The organism is Streptomyces sp. PA03-3a, from assembly GCF_033792735.1.
Classification (GTDB): Bacteria; Actinomycetota; Actinomycetes; order Streptomycetales; family Streptomycetaceae; genus Actinacidiphila.
Genome location: NZ_JARAVM010000014.1, coordinates 19,893 through 46,240 on the forward strand (window position 1 = coordinate 19,893; position 26,348 = coordinate 46,240).

Below are 26,348 nucleotides of genomic sequence, written 5' to 3' on the forward strand. Positions count from 1 at the left end.
GCCGTGCGCGCCACCGTCCGCTGGGCCCTCGCCGATCTGCGCACGCACCGCGGCCAGGCCCTGTCCATCGTCCTGGCCACCGCCGGCATCACCGCGGCGCTGCTCATCTCCGTCGCCCTGCTGCTGTACGCGGCCAACCCCTGGCAGCGGATGTTCACCGCCACCGAGGGCGCCCACGTCTGGCTGCGCACGGACGGCACCGCCGACACCACCGCACTGTCCCGGATCGGCGGGGTGACGGTCACCGGGCCCTTCCGCACCCTCACCGTCACCGCGCAGCACGGCCGGGAGAAGGCCGCCGTCGACCTGCGGGCCGCGGGCGCGAGCCCGCCGCAGGTGGGCCGGCCGCTGATCGACCGCGGGCGCTGGCTGCGGGGCGACGCGAACGACGGCATCGTGCTGGAGCGGTCCGTGGCGTCCGCGCTGTGGGCCGAACCGGGGGACGAGATCAGCGTGATCCGCGACGGACTGCCGAGCTCCGTCCGTGTGGTCGGCGTCGCCGGGACCGCCGAACCGCTCTACGCCCCGGGCGACACCCCGGGGGTCGCCTGGGCGTCGCCCGCCCTGGTGAGCAGCCTCGCCACCGGCCCGGCGCGGGCGGGGCAGACCGTGGGACTGCGGCTGGAGGATCCGGCGGACACCGACTTCGTCGTCCAGCGCGCCGTCGACGCCGTCGGTCCGGACCGCGTCATCGGCGTCACCACCTGGCGGGAGGCGCGCGCCGACGCCGAGGACGGCAACCACCTTCTCGGGCTGCTGCTCGGCCTGTTCGGGCTGGCCGCCCTGCTGGCCGCGGCGATCGCGGTGACCGGGGGCATCGCCGCCCGCGTGCTGGCCTACGTCCGCGACATCTCCGTCCTGAAGGCGGTGGGCTTCACCCCGGCCCAGGTGGTCCGGATGTTCCTCGTGCAGCACGCGGTGCTGGCCACCGCGGGCGTGCTGATCGGATCGGTGGCCGCGGAGACGTTCGCGCCGGGCATCCCCGGGCCGATGGGGGACGCCATGGGGCTGTGGCAGGGACTGCCTCAGCACACCTGGGCGCTCCCCGGCACGGCCGCGGCGACCGTGCTGGTCATCGCCCTGGCCACGGTGCTCGCCGCCTGGCGGGCCGGCCGGGTGCCGCCGATCCCCGCCGCGCGGGGGGCCGTTCCGGGCCGCCGCAGGATGTCCGGCGCCGTCCGGGCCGCACTGCGCCTGGGCACCCCGCCCGCGCTGGTCCTCGGCTGCCGTGGCGTGCTGCACCGCCCGGCCCGCTCCGCGGCCGCCGTGGCCCGGCTCGCGCTGCCGATCCTGATGATCACCGTGGCGCTGGGCACCTGGGCCACCCTCGACCGCTTCGAGCACCATCCGGAACAGCTCGGCCAGGCAGGCGCGCTCACCGCCCGCCCCAACGGCCTCACCGACGACGCGGTCCGGCGACTGCTCGCGGACCGGCCCGAGATCGCCGCGGCCCACCCGGGCGTGGAACTCCCCGCGCTGGTCCCGGTCCAGTCACAGTCCTTCACCCTGCGGGGGATCGGCACCACCGCCGACCCCTATCCCTTCGCCGTCGCCGAGGGCCGCGCTCCCGCCGGCCCCGACGAGGCCCTCGCCGGGCAGGGCCTGCTCGACCTGCTCCACATCGAGGTCGGCCACTGGGTCCGGGTCACCGTCGGCGGGACCCCGCACATCCTGCACATCGTCGGCCGCAGCATCGAGACCGGGCACGGGGGACGTGTCATCTCCGCCCCGCTCGACGTCCTGCGGGCCCAGGACGCCTCCGTCCGGCCCTCGTACTACAGCCTGACGCTGCGTCCGGGCGCCGACCGCGCGGCGGTCCGAGGTGCCCTCACCGAGGCGTCGCACGGCGCCCTGGAGGTGCGCGAGGTCGCCGCCCCCGGCGCCGAGCTCTCCCCGGTGCGCGGCGTGATCATCGGGCTGGTCAGCGTGCTCGCGCTGATCGCCCTGGCCGAACTGTCCACGGCCGTCGGCAGCGGCATCCGCGACCACGCCCGCGACATGCGCGCCTACCGCGCCGTGGGCCTGACGCCCCAGCAGAGCGTGGCGACCGTCGTCACCGGCGTCGGCCTGGTCGTCCTGGCCGCCGCCGTCGTGGGCGTCACCGCGGGGGTGTTCGCCTCCGACTGGCTGATCGACCTGCAGGGCGGCTCCAGCGGCGTCGGCGCGGGCATCGCCCAGTCGCCGCCCGTGACCGTGCTGTTCCTGATCGTCGGAGTGTGCGTCGCGGTGGCGGTGGCCGTCTCCGTCCTGCCCGCCGCGCGCGCGGCGGGGGACCGGAACCCGCGGATGCTGCTCAACGCGCAGTGAAGGGGAAGACACCGGACGCGGTGCGCCGCCGAACGGCGCCGCCGGGCATGATCCTCGGTAAGAATGAGGCAGGCCGGCCGGCCCGGCTGCGCGGTCCTTGACCGCTCTGTCGGCCGTCGTCGATGCTTGCGTTGCGGCACGTGCGAAATGTGCCGTAATGAGAAACGCCCGCCTCAGGGATCCGTACCAGCCGAGGAGTACCCCATGGCCCATCAGGTCCGTGCCGTCGTCGCCCGGGAGAAGGGTTCCCCCGTCAGCCTGGAAACGATCGTCGTGCCCGACCCGGGGCCCGGGGAGGCGCTGGTGCGGATCCAGGCCTGCGGGGTCTGCCACACCGATCTGCACTACCGCGAGGGCGGCATCAACGACGACTTTCCCTTCCTCCTCGGCCACGAGGCCGCCGGCGTCGTGGAGTCGGTCGGCGAGGGCGTCACCGACGTCGCCCCCGGCGACTTCGTCGTCCTGAACTGGCGTGCCGTGTGCGGACAGTGCCGCGCCTGTCTGCGCGGACGCCCCTGGTACTGCTTCAACACGCACAACGCCAAGCAGAAGATGACCCTGCTGGACGGCACCGAGCTCTCCCCGGCCCTCGGCATCGGGGCCTTCGCCGAGAAGACCCTCGTCCACGCCGGACAGTGCACCAAGGTGGACCCGTCCGTCTCCCCGGCCGTCGCCGGGCTGCTCGGCTGCGGTGTCATGGCGGGCATCGGCGCGGCCATCAACACCGGCAACGTCGGCCGCGGCGACTCCGTCGCCGTGATCGGCTGCGGCGGCGTCGGCGACGCGGCGATCGCCGGCGCCCGGCTGGCCGGCGCCGCGAAGATCATCGCGGTGGACATCGACCCGCGGAAGCTGGAGACGGCGAAGAAGCTCGGCGCCACCCACACCGTCAACTCCAAGGAGACCGACCCCGTCGAGGCGGTCCGCGAGCTGACCGGCGGCTTCGGCGCCGACGTCGTCATCGAGGCGGTCGGCCGCCCCGAGACGTACAAGCAGGCCTTCTACGCACGCGACCTGGCCGGCACCGTCGTCCTGGTCGGCGTGCCCACGCCGGAGATGAAGCTGGAACTGCCGCTGCTGGACGTGTTCGGCAGGGGCGGCGCGCTGAAGTCCTCCTGGTACGGCGACTGCCTGCCCTCCCGCGACTTCCCCATGCTCATCGACCTCCACCTGCAGGGCCGGCTGGACCTGGACACCTTCGTGACGGAGACCATCGCCCTGGACGAGGTGGAGAAGGCGTTCGAGCGGATGCACCACGGCGACGTGCTGCGCTCGGTGGTGGTCCTGTGATGGCCCCCCGCATCGACCACCTCGTCACCTCGGGCACCTTCTCGCTGGACGGCGGCACCTGGGACGTCGACAACAACGTCTGGATCGTCGGCGACGACACCGAGGCGATCGTCGTCGACGCCGCCCACGACGCCGACGCCATCGCCGCGGCGCTGGGCGGCCGCCGCCTGGTCGCGATCGTCAGCACCCACGCCCACAACGACCACATCGACGCCGCGCCCGCGCTCGCGGCGCGCACCGGGGCGCCGATCCTGCTGCACGGCGACGACCTGCCGCTGTGGAAGCAGACCCACCCCGAGCGCGCCCCGGACGGTGAGCTGACGGACGGTCAGGTCATCGCGGTGGCGGGCACCGAGCTCACGGTGCTGCACACCCCCGGCCACGCGCCGGGCGCCGTCTGCCTGTACGCGCCCGGCCTCGGCACCGTCTTCACCGGCGACACCCTCTTCCAGGGCGGCCCGGGCGCCACGGGGCGGTCCTTCTCGGACTTCCCGACCATCGTCGGCTCCATCCGCGACCGGCTGCTGACCCTGCCGCCGGAGACGGTCGTCCGTACCGGCCACGGCGACAGCACCACCATCGGGGCCGAGGCCCCGCATCTGGACGAGTGGATCGCCCGCGGCCACTGAGCCCCGGCGGTCGCCGCACCCGCGGGGACCGGAGCCCGACGGCACCGGCCCCCGCGGGCCTCGGCGGCGGTGAGAACGACCGCACGGGGACGTGGTCGCGCGCGGTCACCACCGGGGCGGCGGGGCCGCGCCGAGGAGCGGCCGGTCCGTCGGACCGGGAACGCACCCCGGCGCGCCCGGCGCTCAGGCCGACAGCACCCGCAGCGGCGCGCCGTCGCGGAACGCGGCGATGTCCTCCACCGCCTGCCGGTAGAACACCTCGTATGTCGCCTCCGTGACGTAGCCCAGGTGCGGGGTGAGCAGAGTGCCCGGCAGGGTCCGCAGGACGTCCCCGGCAGGCAGCGGCTCGGTGTCGTACACGTCCAGCGCCGCACCGGCGATCCGGCGCTCGCTCAGCGCGGCGACCAGCGCGGGGGTGTCGACGAGTGGCCCGCGCGAGGTGTTGACCAGCAGCGCGGTGGGCTTCATCCAGCCCAGCTCCTCGGCGCCGATCAGACCGGTGCTGCGCTCGCTGAGCTTGTAGTGCACGGTGACGACGTCGGAGCGGGAGAACAGCTCCCGCCTGCCGACCGCCCGCGCGCCGCAGGCGGCGGCGTGCTCCGGGTCGAGGTTGGTGCTCCACGCCAGGACGTGCATCCCGAAAGCGGTGCCGATCCCGGCGACCCGCGCGCCCAGCCGGCCCAGGCCCACCACGCCGAGCGTCCGGCCGTGCAGGTCGCCGCCGATCGTGTGCTGCCACTCGCCGCGCCGCATCCCGGCCGTCTCCCCGGGGATGTGGCGGACCAGGGACAGGATGAGCCCCCAGGTCAGCTCGGCCGTGGCGTGCGGGACGCTCTCCGTGCCGCACACCGTCACACCGTGCCGCCGGGCGGCGTCCAGGTCGACGGACGCGTTCGCCATCCCCGTGGTCACCAGCAGCCGCAGCGCCGGCAGCGCCGCGAAGCGCTCCTCGGTGAAGGGGGTGCGCTCGCGCATCGCGACCACCACGTCGAAGCCGTCCAGCGCCCGCGCCAGCTCGGCCGTGCCGGCGACGTGGTCGTGGAGGAACACCACCTCCGCGCCCAGCGCGTCCCAGTCGGCGAACCGGTGCGCCGCCTTCTGATAGTCGTCCAGGACGGCGATGCGCATGGTGCGGTCTCCTCGGCTCGATCGGTCGCACGGATGGGTCCGGGGCCTGTCCTAGTATCTGCTCGGAAAGCGGCCGGAACCGAACGAGGGGCGGGCACGTGGAGACTCCCGGCAGACGGCGCCGGCTGCGCTGGTGGCCCCGCTCGCTGTACGGGCGCCTCGCGCTCGGCTTCCTGGCGATCACCACGATCGGTGTCGCCGCCGCGGACGTCTACGCCACCCGTGCCCTCGCCGAAGGCCTGCGGAACCGGCTGGACCAGCAGCTCGCCTCCATCCGCCAGGACCGCCTGGACGAGCTGGAGACCAGCTCCGACCTCGAACCCGCCGGGGCGACCGCCGTGGTGCTGCTCACCGACGCCATCGGCAGGGTCGTGCAGCGCGAGTCCGGCGCGATGGTGGAGCGGGCCGTCATCCGGCTGTCCGGTGCCGACCTCGACCGCATGGCGACCACCGGGCGGGCGGGGGCGGTCGGCCCGGCCTCGATGCGGGCGGTCGTGGAGAAACTGCCCGACGGCGGCTTCCTGGTGATCGCCGAGTCCACCGCGGACGACACCGCCACCGTCCACAACCTCGTGGTCATCGAGGCCGTCTCGGGCGTGCCCCTGATCGCCGGCGTCGTGCTCGGCGCCCTCTACTTCAGCCGCCGCACCATCTCGCCGCTCAAGGAGATCACCGCCACCGCCCGCCGCTTCGCCGCCGAGGGAGCACTCTCGCAACGGGTCTCCGCCCCGGTGTCGACGGCCGAGGTGGAGGCGCTGGCCGACGCCTTCAACGCGATGCTCGGCCGCGTCGACGAGGAGTTCAACCGCCGCCGCAGGGCCGAGGAGCAGCTGCGCGACTTCGTCGGCGCCGCCAGCCACGAACTGCGCACCCCGCTCACCGCGATCGGCGGCTACGCGCAACTGGTGCGCTTCGGCGCCCTCGACGACCCGGACCGCCTCGACGACGCCATGCGCCGGGTGCAGAACGAGACCCGCAGAATGTCCGTCCTCGTGGACGAGCTGCTGCTGCTCGCCCGCCTCGACCAGGGCCGCCCCCTCGAATGCCGCCCCGTGGACCTGGCCGAACTCTGCGCCGACGCCGTGGCCGACGCCCGCGTCACCGCCCCCGACCGCCCGGTGACCCTCGTCGTGGAACCCGGGCCGCATGTGGTGACCGGAGACCCCGACCGGCTCCGCCAGGTGGTCACCAACCTGCTGGCCAACGTCGTCGCGCACACCGCGCACGACGTCCCCGCCGAGGTACGGGTCGGCCGCGAGGGCGACGAGCAGATCGTCGACGTCGTCGACGGCGGCCCCGGGATACCCGAGGAACTGCGCGAGCGGGTCTTCGAGCGGTTCTTCCGCGCGGGCGGCGGCCCGGCCCGCCCCGCCCTCCGCGACGGCACCCCCGCCCCCGGCAGCGGCCTGGGCCTGAGCATCGTCGCCGCGATCGCCGCGGCGCACTCGGGGTCGGTGCGGGTGGAGGCCTCGGAGTCGGGTGCGTGGTTCCGGGTGCGGCTGCCGGCGCTCACGCCGGCCTGACGGCGATGCCGGGGCCGCCGCCCGGGCGCGCGGGGCCGGTCACCCCGCGCGGGCGCGGGTCCGGCGCTCACTGCCTCATGATCGCGGCGACGGCCACGGCCGTGCGCAGCACCTGCAGGTCTCGCGGGCCGTCGACGCGCCGGCCGGTCAGCTCCTCGACACGCCGCAGCCGGCGGTCGAAGAACGTGCGGCGGAGCGTGAGCAGCTCGCACGCCAGGTCGGTGTCGCCGTCGGCGGAGATCACCGCGCTCAGCGTCTCCCTCAGCACCCGGTCGTCCAGGACCGGCTGCACCATGCCGACCAGCCGCTGCGCGATGTCGGGCGTCTGCGCGGCCGCGTACTCGACCAGGACGTCGTCCAGCTGGTAGACACCCGGGCCGAAGCCGAGCGCGTCCACCACCGCGCAGATGTCGTCCACCAGCAGCTGACCGGCCGTCACCTCGTTGTACGGCTTCCAGTGCACCGCGAGCCGGGCCGTCCCGCCGAGGTCCCGGTGGATGCGGCCCGCCAGGTCGAGGGACTCCTCGGGGCGCGGAGAGAGGGCGAGCACGTACAGCCCGCGCGCCGAGGTGAGCACGGCCGTCTCGCGGCCGGAGTGGGCGCGGGCCACCGCCTCGACCTCGCCCAGGGGACGACCGGCCGCGCGCAGCGCGATCACGGCGTAGGCGGGCGGGACGCAGGACGGACCGGGCCGAGGCGGTTCCGGGACCGAGGCGGGGGCCTCCCGCCCGGGCTGGGCGAAGAAGCCCCGGTTCAGCTCCCGGGCCACGCGGCGCGCGGCGTCCGCCAGGCGCCGCGCGAACTCGTCGCGTGGGCCGTCGGCGGCGCCGGCCGCCGTGTGCCCGCTGGAGACCAGGATGTGCTCCGTCGTCTCCTGGACGGCGACCCGCAGCGCGCTCACCGATCCGCCCCGCGCCGCCCAGGCGACCCCCTCGCCGCGGATCCGCGCGGCGGTCTGCTCGCTCCACCGCCCCGAGCCGGAGACGACCTCGATGAGGGCGGCGAACAGCTCCCGGCGCAGCGGGGGCTCGCCTCCGCCGGAGTCGGTGAACCCCAGGTCAAGACAGGAATCCAGGCCCGTGGACACCGGTGCGTGGGTGGTCATGCGCGCAAGCCAAGCACCGGAGTATCAGAGTCACATCAAAGCCCGATCAGAGTTGGCGCTGGGTATCGCCGGACGTCACGGCGGTTCGGGGATCGACTGCTCGGTCCAGATGCACTTGCCGCCGGATACGTAGCGGGTGCCCCAGCGCTGGCAGAGCGCGGCCACCAGTTGCAGCCCGCGGCCGCCCTCGTCGGTGTCGCCGGCGTGCCGGATCCGGGGGGTGCTGAGGCTGCCGTCCGACACCTCGCAGACGAGGGTGCGGCTGCGGATCAGCCGCAGGCCGATGGGGCCCCGGGCGTGCCGGACCACGTTGCCGACCAGCTCGCTGGCGATCAGCTCGGTGGTCATGACCAGTTCTTCCAGGCCCCACGCGTCCAGCCGGCGGCGCACGTGCTCGCGCGCCTGACCCGCGGAGAGCGGGTCCTCGGGCAGCGACCAGGTGGCGACGTCGTCGGGTGCCAGGGCGTGTGTGCGGGCGATGAGCAGGGCGGCGTCGTCCGCGGCGTGCTGCTGGTGGGGGTCGAGGGCCGCGGCGACCTCCTCGCAGAGCCTGCCGAGCCGCTCGACCTCGCCCCGGCGGCCGTCCGCGGGCCGCTCGGGCGCCGCGGCCTGCGCGCCGGTGAGGGCCTTCGCCAGCCCGGCCATGCCGGTGTCGATGTCCCGGCGGGAGGACTCGACGAGGCCGTCCGTGTAGAGCACCAGCAGACTGCCCTCGGGGATCTCCAACTCCGCGGTCGCGAACGGCGGTGTGGCCGCGCCGAGCGGGGCGTCCGGCGAGTGACCGGCGAAGTGCACGGTGCCGTCGGGCAGCACCAGCGCGGGCGGCGGATGCCCGGCCCGGGCGAAGGTGAAGGTGCGGTTCGCGGGGTCGTACACGGCGTAGAGGCAGGTCGCGTAGAAGTCGTCCCCGAGGTCGCTGACCAGGTCGTTGAGGTGCGCGAGCAGCTCGTCGGGGGGCAGTTCGAGACCGGCGAACGTGTGTACCGCGGTGCGCAGCCGGCCCATCGTGACGGCCTCGGAGATGCCGTGCCCCATCACGTCGCCGATGACCAGCGCGACCCGGTCGGCGGAGAGCGGGATGACGTCGTACCAGTCCCCGCCGACCGTCGTCCCCTCTACGGCGGGCAGGTAGCGCGCCGCGGCGCTGACCGCGGGCAGTTCGGGCAGGACGCGCGGCAGCAGACCGCGCTGCAGCTCCTGCGCCCGGCCGTGCTCGGCGTCGTACAGCCGGGCCCGCTCCAGGGCCTGGGCGACCAGCCCGCTGAGCGCGGTCAGCAGGGTGCGCTCCTCCTCGCTGAAGGGGCGCGGCTCGGAGAAGGAGACGACGCAGGACCCGACCGCCTTCCCGGAGACGATCAGCGGGAGGAAGGCCCAGGCGTGCTTCTGGGACCACTCCTGGAAGCGCACGCGGTGCGGGTACGCCTCGCGGAACTCCTTCGCCGAGGTGATGTAGCGGGGCACGCGCTCGCGGATGGCGTCGGTGCTGGGGCTGCCCTCGCTGAGACGGGTCCGGCTGAGGCGCTCCATCATGCCCGGGGGGTAGCCGACGAAGCCGACCACGCGCAGCAGGTCGCCCTCCAGCGTCTTGATGATCAGCCCGGTGGCGTCGAACAGGGGAAGTACGCGGTCGGCGGCCGCGGAGACGACGTCCCTGACGGTGACGGCCTCGGCGAGCGCGGTGGTGAGCCGGCCGATGTGCGCGGCGCGGTCGGCGGTGGCGCGGGCGGCGGCGGCGCGGGCCTCCTCCGCCAGCCGCTGTTCGGTGACGTCGGTGAGGTACAGGGTCAGGCCGTCGGGCACCGGCATGACCCGCAGGTGGTAGTGGCGCTCGCCACCGTTCCACTCGATGTCCGCGCTGACGGTCGCGTCCTCTTCCGCCGCCCGGCGGCAGTGGGCCTCGAGCTCCGATTCGCGCACGCCGGGCAGGTCCCACAGCACCCTGCCGACCGGCGGACGCCGCGCGCCGAGCAGCCGTTCGGCCTGCGGGTTGGCGAAGGCTATGCGGCCGTCGTCGTCGACCGCCAGGAAACCGTCGGTCATGTGCCGCAGGGCGCGGCCGGCGGCGTCCATCGCCACCCGGGTCTCGGTGCTGTCCCACAGCACACCGGCCAGCCGCACCGCCTTGCCGTCCGCACCGAGCACACTGCGGCCGCGGGCCTGCACCCAGCGGAAACCCCCGTCGGGCCGGCGGACCCGGTACTCCCAGGCGAAGCCGCCGGCCGCCCGGGCGGCCTCCTCGGCGTCGGCGATCACCCAGGGCAGGTCCTCGGGGTGGACCAGCTCCACCCACGTCTCCAAGCGCCCGTCGTACATCTGCGGGGACATCCCGAAGACGGAGCGCGCGGTCTCGTCCAGGTAGGCCTCGCCGGTGCGGACGTTCCACTCCCAGGTGCCGATGCCCACGTCGGAAGGGGTCTCCCGGGCCCGGGCGCCGGAAGCGCCCTCCGCCAGGCGCCAGCGTTCGCGCGACTCGACGGCCGCCGTCCGGCCCAGCCGCTCCGACACCCACGCGGCGATCGCCCGCAGCAGCCCCCATTCGCCGGGGGCCGGCGGCACGGCGTCCGCGGTCACCACCGAGAGCGCGCCGAGCGGGCCGTCGGGGCCGGGGAGCGGTACGGCGGCGAGCCCGGACCCGCCGGGCAGCGGGCCGGGGGTCGTCTCCGTGGCGGGCAGCCACACCGGTTCGCCGTCCGTCGTCGCACGGCCGGGCGCCGTGCCGTCCTGCGGGGGGAGGAAGAGCCAGCCGCGGGTGAGGTTCCGGGGCAGACCGCTGCTCGCGGCCAGGCGCAGCGGCACTCCGCCCCGGGCCTCCTGCCCGCGCAGGTGGACCAGTCCGCCCAAGCCGTTCAGCGCCGCCACGGCCTGCTGCAGCCCCAGTCGCAGCGCCTCGCGCTCGCCCTGGTCGTCGCCCGAGGTCCGGAGCAGCCGGAGCCGCTCCGCTCCCGGCTGCTCGAGCGGCGCTTCAGGCTCCTGGGCGGCGGCTTCGTTCGGGATCTCGCCCTCTTCTCGTCGGCTCTTCCTCCGAAGCCAACATAGCGCCGCGCGCGGGGGACCGTCAGCGCGAAGCCGTATCGCCCGCCTGCGCGGCCCGGACCAGGTAGCCCGCCCCCCGTACGGTGCGGATGAGCGACTGGTCGGTGTCGCCGAGCTTCCGTCGCAGGTAGTAGATGTACGTCTCCACGATCCCGGACTCGCCCTGGAAGCCGCAGCTCCACACGGCGTCGAGGATCTGGCCCCTGGAGACCACCCGGTCCGGGTTCTCCAGCAGGAAGCGCAGCAGCGCGAACTCGGTCGCCGAGACCTGGACGGGCCTGCCGTGCCGCCACACCTCGTGGGTGTCCGCGTCGAGCTCGACCCAGCCCGCGCGCAGCCGGCGCCCGGCGGGCTCGGGGACCCGGCCCCGGCGCAGCAGGGCGTTCACCCGGGCCGCGACCTCGTTGATGTCGAAGGGCTTGGTGACGTAGTCGTCGCCGCCCAGCGCCAGGCCCCTGATCTTGTCCTCCACCGCGTCCCGGGCCGTGAGGAAGAGGACGGGCGCGTCGACCCTGGCGGCGCGGAGCCTGCGGCAGACCTCGAAACCGTCGAGGTCGGGCAGTCCCACGTCGAGCAGGATCACGTCGGCCGCGCGCTCGGCGGCCGCTTTCACCGCCTCGCCGCCGGTGCCGGCGGTGACCACGTCGAAGCCCAGGAACTGCAGCGCCATCGCGAGCATCGAGGCGATGCTCGCCTCGTCCTCCACGACCAGCACACGGGGCTGCTGGGCGGACATGGTCACGTTCATGCCGGGGGTCACTTCCTCCGGGCCGGATCCCGGCCGTTGTCGTGCACCGTTGTCGTGCGTGCAGAAGAGGAACGGATTATGTCATTCGGCTGAAGCCGGACAACCCCCGTGACCGAATCGCGGCGGTCCCGCCGCCGGCCCCCGGCCGACCGCGGATGATCCTCCGTCAGATCAGGGATCCGGGTGTCCGGGCGATGCCTTGACAGGGGTGGGGGGCACCCCCACACTGATGTTGCGTCAATCGCAATCAGTTCCGCCATACGCACCGAGGTGTCATGATGATTCCCGTGTGCCGGCTCGCGGATCTCCCGCGTGGCGAGGCCTTCCGGCTCGAGACCGACCCGCCCGTCGCGGTGTTCCACACCGAGGAGGGCGAGCTCTACGCCATCGACGACACCTGCACCCACCAGGACGCGTCGCTCGCGGACGGCTGGCTGGAGGGCTGCGAGGTCGAGTGCCCGCTGCACGCCTCGAAGTTCGACCTGCGGACGGGCGCGGTGGACGCACCCCCGGCCAGGCGGCCCGTGCGGACGCACGAGGTCGTGGTCGAGGACGGTGTGATCCACGTACGGCCGCCCGCGGCGCCTTCCGGCCTCCCCTCGTGCGCGGCCGGCCGGCTCGCCGGGGGAGCCGGGTGAGAGCGGTCCTGGTGGTCGGCGCATCCCTGGCGGGGTTGTCGGCGGCGCGGGCGCTGCGCGCCCAGGGGTACGACGGGCGGCTGGTGGTCGTCGGCGACGAACCGCACCGGCCGTACGACCGCCCGCCGCTGTCCAAGGAGTTCCTGTCCGGTCAGGCCGACGAGGCGGCCCTGGCCCTGGAGGCGGACGGCGAGGACCTCGGCGCCGATTGGCTGCTGGGCACCCGGGCCGTGGCGCTCGATCCGGGGACGCGGAGCGTCGGGCTCGCGGACGGCCGCACCGTCACCGCCGACGGAGTCGTCGTCGCCACCGGTGCCGCGGCGCGTACGCTGCCCGGCGCGGCGGCCGGGTCCGGTGTGCACACCCTGCGCACCCTGGACGACGCCCGCGCGCTGCGGGCCGACCTGGCGCGTGGCGGGCGGCTCGTCGTCATCGGCGGCGGCTTCATCGGGGCCGAGGTCGCCTCGACCGCGTACGCCCTCGGGCTGGACGTCACCGTCGTCGAGGCGGCGCCCACCCCGCTGTCGGGGCCGCTGGGCGAGGCGATGGGCGGCGTCGTGTCGGGCCTCCACTCCGACCACGGGGTACGGCTGTTGTGCGGCACGGGGGTGCGGGGGACCGGGACGGACGGCGAGGGGCGGGTGGCGGCCGTGGTCCTGGCCGACGGCCGCAGGCTGCCCGCGGACACCGTGGTCGTCGGCGTCGGCGCCCGCCCGTGCACCGAATGGCTCGCCGGGTCCGGGATCGAGATCGGCGACGGAGTGCTGTGCGGCGCGGACGGCCGCACGAGCCTGCCGGGTGTCGTCGCCGTCGGGGACTGCGCCGCCTGGTACGACCCGGCCGCGGGCGCGCACCACCGCGTGGAGCACTGGACGGGCGCCCTGGAGCGTCCCGCCGCCGCCGTCTCCGCGCTGCTGTCCGGTGGCCCGGGCGGGCAACGGGTGCCGCGCCCGCCGTACTTCTGGTCCGACCAGTACGGCGTGCGCATCCAGTTCGCGGGCCGCGCCGCGGGGGCCGACACCGTCACGGTCGAGGAGGGCGCCCCGGAGGGGCGCGACGTGCTCGCGGTCTACCGCAGGGGTGGCGTGCCGGTGGCCGTGCTGGGGATGAACCGGCCCCGGTCGTTCACCCGTTGGCGCAAGCGGCTGGCCGCCGTCACGTCTTGACAGCGCCCGACCGGCGCCACATGCTGCAGTTGCGCAATGCACACTCCGTTGCTCATTACACAACGTCCTGCAAGGAGTGCCCGTGACCCCGACCGGTCTGCCGGACAGCCTGATCGCCACCCTCCCCGGCTCCTACTACACGGACCCCGGGATCTTCGCCCAGGAGCAGGAGCGCATCTTCGAGGCGATGTGGTTCTGTGCGGCGCGCTCCTCCGAACTCGGCCGGCCGGGCGCCTTCAGGACCGTGGACGTCGGACGCGAGAGCATCCTGGTCACCCGGTCCAGGGACCACGCGGTGCGCGCCTTCCACAACGTGTGCCGGCACCGCGGCGCCCGGCTGCTCACCGAGGAGGGCGGCGAGGTCAGGCGGGCGTTCCAATGCCCGTACCACGCCTGGACGTACGACCTGGACGGCAGGCTCGTCGCGGCGCCCAACCTCACCAAGATGCCCGACGTGGGCCGCACCGAGTACGGGCTCGTCCCCGTCCACGTCCGCGAATGGCTCGGCTACGTCTGGGTCTGCCTGGCCGAGGACCCGCCCTCCTTCGAGGAGCAGGTGGTCGGCGCGGTCGTCACCCGGCTCGGGGACGTGGCGTCCCTGGAGCGCTACGGCATCGAGGACCTGAGGGTCGGCCGGCGGATCGTCTACGACGTCCGGGCCAACTGGAAGCTCATCGTCGAGAACTTCATGGAGTGCTACCACTGCGCCACGATCCACCCCGAACTGACCGAGGTGCTCCCCGAGTTCGCCGACGGCTACGCCGCGCAGTACTACGTCGGCCACGGCGCCGAGTTCGGCGCGGACGTCGAGGGCTTCACGGTGGACGGCTCGCCCGGGCTGGATCGCATACCGGGGGTCTCCGCGGCCCAGGACCGGCGCTACTACGCGATCACCATCAGGCCCCAGGTCTTCGTCAACCTGGTGCCGGACCACGTGATCTTCCACCGCATGTACCCGGTCGCCGCCGACCGCACGGTCGTCGAGTGCGACTGGCTCTACCTGGAGGAGGTCGTCGCCGGGGGCCGCGACCTCAGCCGCTCCGTCGAGCTCTTCGACCGGGTCAACCGCCAGGACTTCGAGGCCTGCGAGCGCTGCCAGCCCGCCATGGGCTCCCGGATCTACGCCAAGGGCGGGGTCCTGGTCCCCAGTGAGCACCACATCGCCGGCTTCCACGACTGGGTGCACGAGCGCCTCGGCACCGCTCAGCCCAGGTAGCCCATGCGCTGGCTGATCTCGGCCGCCCCGGCGACCAGCAGCGGCGCGAGCTCGTGCATGCGCTCCTGGGTGAAGCGGTACGAGGGGCCGGAGGCGCTGACGGCGGCGACGACCTCGCCGTCGCGCGAACGGACGGGGGCGGCCATCGCGTGCAGGCCGATCTCCAGCTCCTCCAGCGTCCAGGCGTACCCGCGCTCCCGGGCCCCGGCGAGGTTCTTCTCCAGCTTCGTCCGCGAGGTGAGGGTGTGCGGGGTCAGTTTCTCCAGGCCCGCTTCCGTGAGGAGTTCCGCGCGCTGCCCCGCCGGCAGGTGGGCGAGCAGGATCTTGCCGCTGGAGGTCGCGTGCAGCGGGGTGAGCTGGCCGACCCAGTTGTGCGCGGTCACCGCCGCCGGTCCGCGCACTTGGTAGAGGTTGATCGCGAAGTGCTTCTCCATCACCGCGATGTTGACGGTCTCGCCGATCTCCTCGGCGAGCCGCTCGCACACCGGCCGGCTCTGCTGCGTGATGTCGATCCGGCCGGTCACCGCGCCGGCCAGCCGTACGATGCCGAAGCCGAGACGGTACTTGCCGCGCTCGCCCGCCTGTTCCACCAGCCCGCGTGCCTCCAGCGCGCCGAGCAGCCGGAACGCCGTCGACTTGTGGACCTCGATCTCGGCGGCGACCTCGCTCACGCCGGCCTCGCCGCGCTGCGCCAGGATCTCCAGCACGCTGATGGCCCGGTCCACGGACTGGACACCGCCCGGCTGTGAACCGCTTGTCTCGGTATCTGCACTGAAGTTGCTCACAGCGAAACTATACGCGCGGTAAACAACGGCATGGCGGTCTGCCCGCGCGGGGTCCGGGGAAGAGGTCAATGCGCAGACCCGCACGCCAAGTTGCGCCGTTCGCAACCTGGTGCGCATAGCGGCACCGTACTAGCATGCTGCGCCAGTCGGCCTGTCGGCCGCGCGTTTGAGGCGAGCGAGACAAGCGAGACGAGTGAGACGAGGCTGACATGGCTCCCGTGCAGTACGACTTCGTCATCGTCGGCGGGGGCTCCGCCGGCTGCGCCCTCGCGAACCGGCTGTCCGCCGATCCGGACAACCGTGTCCTGGTGCTGGAGGCGGGCCGCCCGGACTACCCGTGGGACGTCTTCATCCACATGCCCGCCGCGCTCACCTTCCCCATCGGCAGCCGCTTCTACGACTGGGGCTACGAGTCCGAGCCCGAACCCCACATGGGCGGACGGCGGATCTACCACGCCCGGGGCAAGGTGCTCGGCGGCTCCAGCAGCATCAACGGCATGATCTTCCAGCGCGGCAACCCCATGGACTACGAGCGCTGGGCGAAGGTCCCCGGCATGGAGCACTGGGACTACGCCCACTGCCTGCCGTACTTCCAGCGCATGGAGAACTGCCTCGCCGCCGACGCCGACGACGAGTTCCGCGGCCACGACGGCCCGCTCGTCCTGGAGCGCGGGCCCGCTTCCAGCCCGCTCTTCCCCGCCTTCCTGAAGGCCGTCCAGGAGGCGGGCCACCCGCTCACCGACGACGTCAACGGCTACCGCCAGGAGGGCTTCGCGCCCTTCGACCGCAACGTCCACCGCGGCCGCCGGCTCTCCGCCGCCCGGGCCTACCTGGACCCCGTGCGCGGCCGCCCCAACCTGACGGTGCGGACCCGGGCCCTGGTCACCCAGGTCCTGTTCGAGGGCAAGCGGGCCGTCGGCGTGGAGTACGAACGCCGCAGGGGCGCCCGCGAGCAGGTACGCGCCCGCGAGGTCGTGCTCTGCGGCGGCGCGATCAACTCGCCCCAGCTGCTGCAGCTGTCGGGCGTCGGCGACGCGCGGGAGCTGTCCGGACTCGGCGTCGACGTCGTCCACGACCTGCCCGGCGTCGGCGAGAACCTCCAGGACCACCTGGAGGTGTACGTCCAGTACGCCTGCACGCTGCCGGTCTCCATGCAGCCGTACCTGGCCAAGTGGCGCTACCCGTTCATCGGCCTGCAGTGGCTCTTCCGCAAGGGCCCCGCCGCCACCAACCACTTCGAGGCCGGGGGCTTCGCGCGCAGCAACGAGGACGTGGAGTACCCCAACCTGATGTTCCACTTCCTGCCCATCGCGGTGCGCTACGACGGCTCCGCCCCGGCCGGCGGCCACGGCTACCAGGTGCACGTGGGGCCGATGTACTCCGACGCCCGCGGCACGGTGAAGATCCGGAGCACCGACCCGCGCGAGAAGCCCGCCCTGCGCTTCAACTACCTCTCCACCGAGCAGGACCGCCGCGAGTGGGTCGAGGCGGTACGCGTCGCCCGCGACATCCTCGGCCGGCCCGCCCTCGCCCCCTTCAACGGCGGCGAGGTCTCGCCCGGCCCCGGTGTCGAGACCGACGAGGAGATCCTGGCGTGGGTCGCCAAGGAGGGCGAGACCGCCCTCCACCCGTCCTGCACCTGCCGGATGGGCACCGACGAGATGGCCGTGGTCGACCCGTCGAGCCTGCGGGTGCACGGAGTGGAGGGGCTCCGGGTGGTCGACGCGTCCGTGATGCCGTATGTGACCAACGGCAACATCTACGCGCCCGTGATGATGATCGCCGAGAGGGCGGCCGACCTGATCCTCGGCCGTGAGCCCCTGCCGCCCTCGAAGGCGCAGTACTACCGGCATCGCGACGCCGCCCCCAACTGACCCCGGGCGCGGTTCCGTTCACTCGGTCACGATGTGCCGTACACACCGTGCGACCCCTTGACGGCCGGTGGCCGGTCGGACAGGGTGTTCCACCACAAGCAATTCGATGCGCTATGTGCAACGAAGCGAGGACTCCGCGCGTGGCAGACCTGTACCTGGACGGAGAGTGGCGTGAAGCGGCGGCCGGAGGCCGCCGGGAGATCCGCTGCCCCGCCGACGGAGCCCACGTCGCGACGGTCTCCGAGGCGACGCGTGCCGACGCCCAGGACGCGGTCGCCGCCGCCCGCGCCGCCTTCGACCACGGGCCCTGGCCGCGCACCCCGGAGCGCGAACGCGGCGCCCTCCTGCTCCGCGCCGCCGGCATCATCGAACGGGACGCCAAGGACTTCGCCCGCGCCGAATCCCTCGACACCGGCAAACGGCTCGTAGAGAGCGAGTACGACGTCGCCGACGTCGTCGCCTGCCTGCGCCACTACGGCGGCATCGCGGGCACCTCCGCCGGACGGGTCGTCGACACCGGCCGCGACGACGCCGTCAGCCGCGTCGAGTACGAGCCGGTCGGCGTCTGCGCCCTGATCACCCCCTGGAACTACCCGCTGCTGCAGGCCTCCTGGAAGGTCGCCCCGGCACTCGTCGCGGGCAACACCTTCGTGCTCAAGCCCAGCGAGCTGACCCCTTCCACCTCCGTGCTGCTGATGCGGGCCCTGGAGGAGGCCGGACTCCCGCCGGGCGCCGGAAACCTCGTCCTCGGCGCGGGGCCCGAGGCCGGCGCGCCGCTGGCCGAGCACCCTGGCGTCGACATGGTCTCCTTCACCGGCGGCCTGGGGACCGGCAGACGCGTGATGGCCGCGGCCGCCGCGACGGTGAAGAGGGTCGCCCTCGAACTCGGCGGGAAGAACCCCAACGTGGTCTTCGCCGACGCCGACTTCGAGACGGCCGTGGATTTCGCGCTCACGGCCGTCTTCCTGCACTCCGGGCAGGTCTGCTCCGCCGGGGCGCGGCTGATCGTGCAGGACACCGTGCACGACGCCTTCGTCGACGAGGTCGTACGGCGCGCCTCGGGCATCCGCCTCGGCGGCCCCTTCGACCCTGCGGCCGAGACCGGCCCGCTGATCTCCGCCGCGCACCGCGACAAGGTCGAGGCGTACGTCGCCGCCGGGATCGCCGAGGGCGCCGTGCTGCGCTGCGGCGGCGCCCGCCCCGCGGACCCAGCCCTCCAGGGGGGCTTCTACTACCCGCCGACCGTGCTCGACGACTGCGATCAGGGCATGCGCGTCGTCCACGAGGAGTCCTTCGGGCCCGTGCTGACGGTCGAGCGGTTCACCGACGAGGACGACGCCGTCCGCATCGCCAACGACACAGAGTACGGCCTCGCCGGCGCGGTGTGGACGCGGGACGCCGGCCGCGCGCAGCGGGTCGCCCGCCGGCTGCGCCACGGCACCGTGTGGATCAACGACTACCACCCCTATGTGCCGCAGGCGGAATGGGGTGGCTTCGGGCACTCGGGCGTGGGCCGGGAACTGGGACCGACCGGCCTGGACGAGTACCGCGAGCCCAAGCACATCTGGCAGAACATCCGACCCACGCCGCAGCACTGGTTCCGCGGCTGAACGCCGAAGAGAGGCCCACCGTGACCCCAGCACCGACCGATGTGCCGCAGCGGCGCGGCGCGTCGCACGACGAGGACCAGGGCCGGGACCGGGACGCGGTCATCTCCGTGCGCGGGCTGTGGAAGGTGTTCGGGCCGAAGGCCGACAAGGTGCCGCAGTCGCTGGAGCTTCGCGGGCTCGGCCGCCGGGAGTTGATGGAACGCACCGGCTGCACCGCGGCCGTGCGCGACGTCCGCTTCGACGTCGCGCCCGGCGAGGTCTTCGTCGTGATGGGACTGTCCGGCTCCGGCAAGTCGACCCTGGTGCGCTGTCTGACCCGGCTCGTCGAACCCACCGCGGGCGAGGTCGTCCTGGAGGGCGAGGACATCCGCGCCGCCGACGCAAAACGGCTGCGCGAACTGCGCCGCAACAGGTTCTCCATGGTCTTCCAGCACTTCGGCCTGCTGCCGCACCGCCGGGTCGTCGACAACGTCGCGTACGGCCTGGAGATCCGCGGCGCGGGCCGGGCCGAGCGCGTCAAACGGGCCATGGAGGTCGTCGAACTGGTGGGCCTGGCGGGCTACGAGAACTCTTACCCCGACCAGCTCTCCGGCGGCATGCAGCAGCGCGTCGGCCTCGCCCGGGCACTGGCCGGCGACCCCGGCATCCTCTTCTTCGACGAGCCGTTCTCCGCGCTCGACCCGCTGATCCGCCGTGACATGCAGAACGAGGTCATCCGCCTCCACCGCGAGGTCGGCAAGACGATGGTCTTCATCACCCACGAGCTGTCCGAGGCCCTCAAGCTCGGCGACCGCATCCTGATCATGCGCGACGGCAGGACGGTGCAGTGCGGCACGGGCGACGAACTGGTCGGCGCCCCCGCCGACGACTACGTGCGCGAGTTCGTCAAGGACGTGCCGCGGGCCGATGTGCTGACGCTCCGCTGGATCATGCGCGACCCCCGGCCCGACGACGCCCTCGACGGCCCCGAACTCGGCCCCGGCGTCGTCGTGCGCGAGGCGACGCGGGCCGTGCTCGCCGCCGAGAAGCCGGTCAGGGTCGTCGAGGAGGGCCGGCTGCTCGGCGTCGTCGGCGACGAGGAGATCCTCGCCGTCGTCGCGGGCGGGGAAGGCGGCGCGTGATGGCGGTCGCCGCCTCCGGGACGCGGGAACGGCCCGTACCGCTGCGGCTGCGCCGCCGGGCCGTGGTGGCGGGCATCGTCGTGCTGTGGCTGGTGCTTTTCGCGCTGCTGCGCGGCCGGCAGACGCTCGCCCTCGCGGCCGCCGACCTGACCTCGCTGCACCGCTGGTTCAACGACGTCAACGACACCATCGGCGCGGACCGCAACAGCAACCCGCTGTTCCTCTACTTCTTCAACGAGATCCGGCTGGTCATCGACACCCTGGTGACCTTCGTCCAGACGCTGGTCTCGCAGCCGCCGGACGGCCGCCCGGTGCCGCAGATCGGCTGGCTCGGCGTCGTCGCCGTCGCCGGCTACGTCTCCTGGGCGCTGGGCAACTGGCGGGTGGCGCTGCTGGCCGTGGCGGGCTTCACCTTCTTCGGGCTGCAGGGCCTGTGGCAGGAGAGCATGGACACCCTGGCGCTGACCCTGTCGGCGGTGCTGGTGGCGCTTCTGGTCGGCATCCCGCTGGGGGTGTGGGCCGGGATGTCGTCGCGGGTCAACCGCGTCGTGACACCCGTGCTCGACTTCATGCAGACGATGCCGACCTTCGTCTACCTGGCCCCGCTCACCCTCTTCTTCCTCATCGGGCCCGCCTCCGCCACCATCGCCACGCTGGTCTACGCGGCGCCGCCGGCCGTCCGCATCACCGCGCACGCGATCCGCTCGGTCCCGGCGACCACCGTGGAGGCGGCGGAGTCGCTGGGTTCGACGCGGGCGCAGACCCTCACCAAGGTGCTGCTGCCGATGTCCCGGCGCACCGTGGTGATGGGCGTCAACCAGACCATCATGGCGGCACTGTCCATGGTGACCATCGCGGCCCTCATCGACGCCCCCGGGCTCGGCAAGTCCGTCGTCCAGGCACTTCAGTCGCTCGACGTGGGCACCGCCTTCAACGCCGGCCTCGCCATCGTCGTCATGGCCATCGTCCTGGACCGGGTCACCACCGCGGCCGCCGTCAGGTCCGAGCGGACGCGGCACCCCGGCGGCCGGCGGCGGTGGCGCGGACCGCTGCTCGGCGCGGGCGCGGTCGCCGCGGCGGTCGCGGTCTGGCTGTCCCACACCTACGTCTGGGCCGCGGAGTTCCCCGGCGAGGGCGGAGCGGGACGCTCCCTGGCGAGCGCCGCCGACACCGTCACCACCTGGGCCCAGGACCACCTGTCCGGCCTCACGAACGGCGTCCGCGACGTACTCACCACCACCCTGCTCAACCCCTTCCAGACCCTGCTCACCGACTCCCCGTGGTGGCTGACCGGCCTCGTGCTGATGGCCCTGGGCGCGGTCCTCGGCGGTATCGGCGCCGGCGCCACCGCGGCGGTGTGCGTGGGGCTGCTGGTGGGCACCGGACTGTGGCAGGACGCGATGACCACGCTCGCCTCGACCGCCGTGGCGACCCTGCTCGTGATGCTGCTCGGGGTCACGGTGGGCGTGTGGATGGGCCGCAGCGCGCTCGCCGACCGGATCGTCCGGCCCGGCCTGGACGCGGCGCAGGTCATGCCGCCCTTCGTGTACCTCGTACCGTTCCTCGCGCTGTTCGGCGCGAGCCGCTTCACCGCGATCGTCGCGGCCGTCGTCTATGCCGCGCCCGTGACGATGAAGATCGTCGCCGACGGCGTACGGGGAGTGCCGGCCACGACCGTGGAGGCGGCGACGGCGGCCGGGTCCGGCACCTGGCAGCTCGTCACCAAGGTCCAGCTGCCGATGTCGCGCGGCGCCCTGGTGCTCGCGACCAACCAGGGCCTGATCTACGTGCTGTCGATGGTCGTGGTGGGCGGCCTGGTCGGCGCGGGCGCCCTCGGATACGACGTCGTGGCCGGCTTCTCGCAGGGCGAGCTGTACGGCAAGGGGCTGGCGGCGGGACTCGCCATCGTCTTGCTCGGCGTGATGTTCGACCGGATCACCCAGGCCGCGGCCGGGCGCACCACCAGGGTGCCCGGCAGGCGCTAGAGCAGGAGGCGGAAGACACATGGCAACACACCCGACGGCGGCCGGCCGGACCGTGCGATGGCGTGCCGGGGCGGCCGGAGCGGTGGTGCTCGGGCTCGTCCTGACCGGCTGCGGCGGCGCCAAGGTCGGCGACTCGGACGCCGGTTCCGCCGGTTCCGGCGGATCCGGCGGCTCCTCCGGCAAGTGCGGCACGTTCAACCTGGCCGTCAACCCGTGGGTCGGCTACGAGGCGGACGCGGCGGTCGTGGCGTACGTCGCCGAGGAGAAGCTGGGCTGCACGGTCAAGAAGAAGGACCTCAAGGAGGAGATCGCCTGGCAGGGCTTCGGCACCGGCGAGGTCGACGCCATCGTGGAGAACTGGGGCCACGACGACCTGAAGAAGAAGTACATCGAGGAGCAGAAGACCGCGGTCGAGGCCGGTTCGACCGGCAACAAGGGCGTGATCGGCTGGTACGTGCCGCCGTGGCTGGCGAAGAAGTACCCGGACATCACGAAGTGGGAGAACCTCGACAAGTACGCCGACAAGTTCCGCACCTCGGAGTCCGGCGGCAAGGGACAGCTCCTGGACGGCGACCCGTCGTACGTCACCAACGACGCCGCCCTGGTGAAGAACCTCGAACTGGACTTCAAGGTCGTGTACGCGGGCAGCGAGACGGCGCTGATCCAGGCCTTCCGCCAGGCCGAGGCCAAGAAGCAGTGGCTGCTCGGCTACTTCTACGAGCCGCAGTGGTTCCTGTCGGAGGTGCCCCTCGCCAAGGTCGAACTGCCGCCGTACAAGGCGGGCTGCGACGCGGACGCGGAGAAGGTCGCCTGCGACTACCCCGTCTACGATCTGGACAAGATCGTCAGCAAGAAGTTCGCCGACTCCGGCAGTCCGGCCTACGACCTGGTGAAGAACTTCAACTGGACGAACGACGACCAGAACCTCGTCGCCAAGTACATCGCCGTGGACAAGATGACGCCGGAGGCCGCCGCCGAGAAATGGGTGAAGGCGAACCCCGGCAAGGTCGACGCCTGGGTCGAGTAGTCCCCCCGCCCCTGCCGCCCGGCTCCTGCCACCCCGCCCCCAGGGCGCCCCGCTCCACCCCGTCCCCGTGCCCGGCGGGCTGTTCCGACAGCCCGCCGGGCACCGTCGTTCCCCGCCCGCCGCCCGCCCGTTCCGGGCCTTCGCTGCGGTCCTCGGAGGCCCTTCTCCCGCCTCCGGCGGGCCTCTTGACACCCTCTCCGGCGCCCGGCACATTGAGTTGCGCAACCTGAATCATGTTGCGCTGACAGCAACTGGGAGGTTTGGCGATGACGGGACCCCGCGTGGTCATCATCGGGGCGGGCGTCGTGGGGGCGGCGCTGGCCGACGAACTGTCCGCCGCCGGCTGGACCGACGTCACGGTCGTCGACCAGGGGCCGCTCCCCGCCACCGGAGGCTCCTCGTCCCACGCGCCGGGCCTGGTCTTCCAGACCAACCCCTCCAAGACCATGACCGAACTCGCCCGCTACACCGTCGAGAAGCTCAGCTCCCTCGACGTCGGCGGACAGTCCTGCTTCCTCCAGGTCGGCGGCCTGGAGGTGGCCACCACCCCCGAGCGCCTGGCCGAACTGCACCGCCGGCACGGCTGGGTGACGTCGTGGGGTGTCGAGGCCCGGGTCGTCGGACCCGAGGAGTGCGTCGCGCTCCACCCCCTGCTGGACCGCGCGCGCGTCCTCGGCGGACTCTTCGTCCCCACCGACGGCCTCGCCAAGGCGGTTCTCGCCGTCGAGGCGCAGACCCGGCGCGCCGCCGAGCGCGGCGTCCGCTTCCTCGAACGCCACGAAGTCCTCGCCGTCACCCAGGACGACGGCCGTGTCACCGGGGTCGTCACCGACCGCGGCGGCGAGCTCGCGGCCGACGTCGTCGTCTGCTGCGCCGGGATCTGGGGCCCCCGGGTCGCCCGGATGGCCGGCATGGAACTGCCCCTCACCCCGCTCGCCCACCAGCTCGCCTGGACCGGCCCCGTCCCCGCCCTCGCGGGCCAGACCGCCGAGGCCGTCCGCCCGATCCTGCGCCACCAGGACGCCGACCTCTACTACCGCGACCACCACGACCGGATCGGCATCGGTTCCTACGGCCACCGCCCCATGCCCGTCGCCGCCGACGACATCGCCGCGTTCGACGAGACCGACGGGATGCCGTCCGTCCTGGCGTTCACCGAGGGCGACTTCGCCGACGCCTGGACCGAGACCCGGTCCCTGCTGCCCGCCACCCGCGACGCCAAGGTCGAGGAGGGCATCAACGGCCTGTTCTCCTTCACCACCGACGGCATGCCGCTGCTCGGGGAGTCCTCGCGGGTGAAGGGGTTCTGGGTAGCCGAGGCCGTCTGGGTCACCCACTCGGCCGGCGTCGGCCGGGCGATGGCCGAGTGGCTGGTGGACGGCCACTGCTCGTCCTTCGACCTCCACGAGTGCGACGTCAACCGCTTTGAACCGCACCAGCTCGCGCCCGACTACGTGCTCGCCCGCGGCTGCCGCAACTTCGCCGAGGTCTACGACATCATCCACCCGCTCCAGCCCGCCGGGGCCCCGCGCCCGATCCGCACCAGTGCCTTCCACCCCCGCCAGGAGGAGCTCGGGGCGTTCTTCCTGGAGGCGAACGGCTGGGAGCGGCCGCAGTGGTACGAGTCCAACACCCCGCTGCTGGAGGGGCGTTCGATCCCCGCGCCGAACGACTGGGCGGCCCGCTACTGGTCGCCGGTCGTCGGCGCCGAGGCGCAGGCGACCCGGGAGACCGTCGCCCTGTACGACATGACCGCGCTCAAGCGCCTGGAGGTCGCCGGACGCGGCGCGGCCGCCTTCCTGCAGCGGCTCACCACCGGCAATGTCGACAAGTCGGTGGGCTCGGTGACGTACACCCTGCTCCTGGACCACGGCGGCGGCATCCGCAGCGACATCACGGTGGCCCGCCTCGGCCGCGATCTCTTCCAGGTCGGCGTCAACGGCAACCTCGACCTGGACCTGCTCACCCGGCGCCTGCCCGCCGACGGCACCGTCGCGGTCCGCGACATCACCGCGGGCACCTGCTGCATCGGCCTGTGGGGGCCGCTCGCCCGCGAGGTCCTGCAGCCGCTCGCCGACACCGACTTCTCCGACCAGGGCCTGAAGTACTTCCGCGCCAAGCGGGCGCACGTCGGGGCCGTGCCCGTGACAGCGATGCGGCTGTCCTACGTCGGCGAGCTCGGCTGGGAGCTCTACACCACGGCGGACCTCGGCCTGAAGCTCTGGGACACCCTGCTGGCCGCCGCCCGGCCGCTGGGCGGCGTCCCCGCCGGGCGCGGGGCCTTCAACAGCCTGCGCCTGGAGAAGGGATACCGCTCCTTCGGCACCGACATGACCTTCGAGCACGACCCGTACGAGGCCGGCCTCGCCTTCGCCGTCAAGGAGGACAAGGACGACTTCACCGGCAAGACCGCGCTCGCCCGGCGCCGCGAGCAGGTGCGGCGCAGGCTCACCTGCCTGACCGTCGACGACCCGGGCGACGTGGTGATGGGCAAGGAGCCGGTGTACGACGGCGACCGGCCGGTCGGCTATGTGACCAGCGCCGCCTACGGCTACACGATCGGCAAGGGCATCGCCTACGCGTGGCTGCCGGCGGAGCTCTCCGAGCCCGGGCGCGCCCTCGACATCGGGTACTTCGACCGGCGCGTGGCGGCGCGCGTCGCCGCGGAGCCGCTGTTCGACCCGGCCATGTCCCGCCTCCGCGGCTGACACCGCGCGGACGGCACCACGCGAGACCTCCGACGGCGCCGCTGAGAGGAATCCCCGCGCATGAACCCGCTCACCGCCCCCCTGTCCGCGCTCGACCCCGAGGTGCACGCCGCGCTGCGCGCCGAATCGGCCCGTCAGCGGTCCACCCTGGAGATGATCGCCTCGGAGAACCTCGCGCCCGCCGCCGTCATGGAGGCCCAGGGCTCCATGCCGACCGACAAGTACGCCGAGGGCCACCCCGGCCGCCGCTACTACGACGGCGGCGAGCACGTCGACGTCACCGAACGGCTCGCCGTCGACCGGGTCAAGGCCCTCTTCGGCGCCGCGCACGCCAACGTCCAGCCGCATTCGGGCGCCCAGGCCAACACCGCCGTCCCCTTCGACCCGCGTCCGCCGATGGTCATCTCGGGACCGCGGATCGGCCCGCCCGCGCCGGCCACCCGCGGTTTCGCCGA

18 protein-coding genes and 1 pseudogene are annotated in these 26,348 nt (G+C 73.4%); 14 read left to right on the forward strand and 5 right to left on the reverse strand.

Going from position 1 to position 26,348, the window contains the following annotated elements:
• Nucleotides 1–3: 3 nt before the first annotated feature.
• The 3 genes from PV342_RS18490 (at nucleotide 4) to PV342_RS18500 (ending at nucleotide 4,226) form a co-directional block, all read left to right on the forward strand.
• Entirely contained in the window at nucleotides 4–2,307 is a 2,304-nt protein-coding gene (locus tag PV342_RS18490) for an ABC transporter permease (protein ID WP_500317910.1), read from the forward strand.
• Between the two features lie 204 nt (nucleotides 2,308–2,511).
• Nucleotides 2,512–3,597, forward strand: a complete 1,086-nt coding sequence (locus PV342_RS18495) for an S-(hydroxymethyl)mycothiol dehydrogenase (protein WP_018560434.1) — start codon at nucleotides 2,512–2,514, stop codon at nucleotides 3,595–3,597.
• Complete coding sequence (locus tag PV342_RS18500) at nucleotides 3,597–4,226, forward strand: MBL fold metallo-hydrolase (RefSeq protein ID WP_500317911.1); 630 nt, start codon at nucleotides 3,597–3,599, stop codon at nucleotides 4,224–4,226. The genes PV342_RS18495 and PV342_RS18500 overlap by 1 nt, the downstream gene beginning before the upstream one ends.
• A 183-nt stretch (nucleotides 4,227–4,409) precedes the next feature.
• Here PV342_RS18500 and PV342_RS18505 read toward each other — a convergent pair whose 3' ends face one another.
• Nucleotides 4,410–5,354, reverse strand: a complete 945-nt coding sequence (locus tag PV342_RS18505) for a D-2-hydroxyacid dehydrogenase family protein (RefSeq protein ID WP_386997369.1) — start codon at nucleotides 5,352–5,354, stop codon at nucleotides 4,410–4,412.
• A gap of 98 nt (nucleotides 5,355–5,452) precedes the next feature.
• Here PV342_RS18505 and PV342_RS18510 point away from each other — a divergent pair, with 98 nt between their 5' ends.
• A complete protein-coding gene (locus tag PV342_RS18510; RefSeq protein WP_500317912.1) occupies nucleotides 5,453–6,877 on the forward strand; it encodes a sensor histidine kinase in 1,425 nt (474 codons plus the stop codon).
• A gap of 67 nt (nucleotides 6,878–6,944) precedes the next feature.
• Here PV342_RS18510 and PV342_RS18515 read toward each other — a convergent pair whose 3' ends face one another.
• The 3 genes from PV342_RS18515 to PV342_RS18525 all read right to left on the reverse strand — a co-directional run bounded on the left by PV342_RS18515 (nucleotide 6,945) and on the right by PV342_RS18525 (nucleotide 11,763).
• Nucleotides 6,945–7,982: a helix-turn-helix domain-containing protein gene (locus PV342_RS18515; RefSeq protein ID WP_500317913.1), complete on the reverse strand. Its 1,038-nt coding sequence runs from the start codon at nucleotides 7,980–7,982 to the stop codon at nucleotides 6,945–6,947.
• Nucleotides 7,983–8,057: 75 nt separating this feature from the next.
• Nucleotides 8,058–10,841 carry a SpoIIE family protein phosphatase gene (locus PV342_RS18520; RefSeq protein ID WP_500317915.1) on the reverse strand — a complete coding sequence of 928 codons (2,784 nt, stop codon included), beginning with the start codon at nucleotides 10,839–10,841 and terminating at the stop codon, nucleotides 8,058–8,060.
• A 196-nt stretch (nucleotides 10,842–11,037) separates the two neighbouring features.
• Nucleotides 11,038–11,763 carry a response regulator transcription factor gene (locus PV342_RS18525; protein WP_400797573.1) on the reverse strand — a complete coding sequence of 242 codons (726 nt, stop codon included), beginning with the start codon at nucleotides 11,761–11,763 and terminating at the stop codon, nucleotides 11,038–11,040.
• 275 nt (nucleotides 11,764–12,038) lie between these two features.
• Between PV342_RS18525 and PV342_RS18530 the strand changes: the two genes are divergently transcribed.
• From PV342_RS18530 to PV342_RS18540, 3 genes are all read left to right on the forward strand, one after another.
• Entirely contained in the window at nucleotides 12,039–12,401 is a 363-nt protein-coding gene (locus tag PV342_RS18530; protein WP_500317917.1) for a bifunctional 3-phenylpropionate/cinnamic acid dioxygenase ferredoxin subunit, read from the forward strand.
• On the forward strand, nucleotides 12,398–13,567 hold the full coding sequence (locus tag PV342_RS18535) for an NAD(P)/FAD-dependent oxidoreductase (RefSeq protein WP_500317919.1): 1,170 nt from the start codon (nucleotides 12,398–12,400) through the stop codon (nucleotides 13,565–13,567). The genes PV342_RS18530 and PV342_RS18535 overlap by 4 nt, the downstream gene beginning before the upstream one ends.
• A gap of 82 nt (nucleotides 13,568–13,649) precedes the next feature.
• Complete coding sequence (locus tag PV342_RS18540) at nucleotides 13,650–14,783, forward strand: aromatic ring-hydroxylating oxygenase subunit alpha (protein ID WP_386997357.1); 1,134 nt, start codon at nucleotides 13,650–13,652, stop codon at nucleotides 14,781–14,783.
• On the opposite strand, the gene PV342_RS18545 is transcribed toward PV342_RS18540, so the two are convergent.
• Nucleotides 14,771–15,568 carry an IclR family transcriptional regulator gene (locus PV342_RS18545; RefSeq protein WP_500317921.1) on the reverse strand — a complete coding sequence of 266 codons (798 nt, stop codon included), beginning with the start codon at nucleotides 15,566–15,568 and terminating at the stop codon, nucleotides 14,771–14,773. The genes PV342_RS18540 and PV342_RS18545 overlap by 13 nt on opposite strands.
• A 209-nt stretch (nucleotides 15,569–15,777) precedes the next feature.
• Here PV342_RS18545 and betA point away from each other — a divergent pair, with 209 nt between their 5' ends.
• The 7 genes and pseudogenes from betA to PV342_RS18580 form a co-directional block, all read left to right on the forward strand.
• The gene (betA, locus tag PV342_RS18550) at nucleotides 15,778–17,442 is read left to right on the forward strand and encodes a choline dehydrogenase (RefSeq protein WP_500317922.1); all 1,665 of its coding nucleotides are present in this window, start codon (nucleotides 15,778–15,780) and stop codon (nucleotides 17,440–17,442) included.
• 140 nt (nucleotides 17,443–17,582) lie between these two features.
• Nucleotides 17,583–19,052 carry an aldehyde dehydrogenase family protein gene (locus PV342_RS18555; protein WP_400797587.1) on the forward strand — a complete coding sequence of 490 codons (1,470 nt, stop codon included), beginning with the start codon at nucleotides 17,583–17,585 and terminating at the stop codon, nucleotides 19,050–19,052.
• 20 nt (nucleotides 19,053–19,072) lie between these two features.
• On the forward strand, nucleotides 19,073–20,173 hold the full coding sequence (locus tag PV342_RS18560; protein WP_500317924.1) for a quaternary amine ABC transporter ATP-binding protein: 1,101 nt from the start codon (nucleotides 19,073–19,075) through the stop codon (nucleotides 20,171–20,173).
• A complete protein-coding gene (locus PV342_RS18565; protein ID WP_500317926.1) occupies nucleotides 20,173–22,158 on the forward strand; it encodes an ABC transporter permease subunit in 1,986 nt (661 codons plus the stop codon). Before PV342_RS18560 ends, PV342_RS18565 begins: the two co-directional genes overlap by 1 nt.
• A 19-nt stretch (nucleotides 22,159–22,177) precedes the next feature.
• A complete protein-coding gene (locus tag PV342_RS18570; protein WP_386997347.1) occupies nucleotides 22,178–23,185 on the forward strand; it encodes an ABC transporter substrate-binding protein in 1,008 nt (335 codons plus the stop codon).
• Between the two features lie 266 nt (nucleotides 23,186–23,451).
• Nucleotides 23,452–25,893 (forward strand): GcvT family protein, encoded by a 2,442-nt coding sequence (locus tag PV342_RS18575; protein ID WP_500317928.1) that lies wholly within the window; start codon nucleotides 23,452–23,454, stop codon nucleotides 25,891–25,893.
• A 60-nt stretch (nucleotides 25,894–25,953) separates the two neighbouring features.
• A pseudogene (locus PV342_RS18580) lies at nucleotides 25,954–26,274 on the forward strand (serine hydroxymethyltransferase); the annotation flags it as partial.
• Nucleotides 26,275–26,348 lie beyond the last annotated feature (74 nt).

Coding starts and splice junctions, on each gene's coding strand:
- PV342_RS18495 (WP_018560434.1), top strand. CDS start 2,512: ATGGCCCATCAGGTCCGTGCCGTCGTCGCCCGGGAGAAGGGTTCCCCC.
- PV342_RS18500 (WP_500317911.1), top strand. CDS start 3,597: ATGGCCCCCCGCATCGACCACCTCGTCACCTCGGGCACCTTCTCGCTG.
- PV342_RS18505 (WP_386997369.1), bottom strand. CDS start 5,354: ATGCGCATCGCCGTCCTGGACGACTATCAGAAGGCGGCGCACCGGTTC.
- PV342_RS18515 (WP_500317913.1), bottom strand. CDS start 7,982: ATGACCACCCACGCACCGGTGTCCACGGGCCTGGATTCCTGTCTTGAC.
- PV342_RS18525 (WP_400797573.1), bottom strand. CDS start 11,763: ATGAACGTGACCATGTCCGCCCAGCAGCCCCGTGTGCTGGTCGTGGAG.
- PV342_RS18530 (WP_500317917.1), top strand. CDS start 12,039: ATGATGATTCCCGTGTGCCGGCTCGCGGATCTCCCGCGTGGCGAGGCC.
- betA (WP_500317922.1), top strand. CDS start 15,778: ATGGCTCCCGTGCAGTACGACTTCGTCATCGTCGGCGGGGGCTCCGCC.
- PV342_RS18565 (WP_500317926.1), top strand. CDS start 20,173: ATGGCGGTCGCCGCCTCCGGGACGCGGGAACGGCCCGTACCGCTGCGG.
- PV342_RS18570 (WP_386997347.1), top strand. CDS start 22,178: ATGGCAACACACCCGACGGCGGCCGGCCGGACCGTGCGATGGCGTGCC.
- PV342_RS18575 (WP_500317928.1), top strand. CDS start 23,452: ATGACGGGACCCCGCGTGGTCATCATCGGGGCGGGCGTCGTGGGGGCG.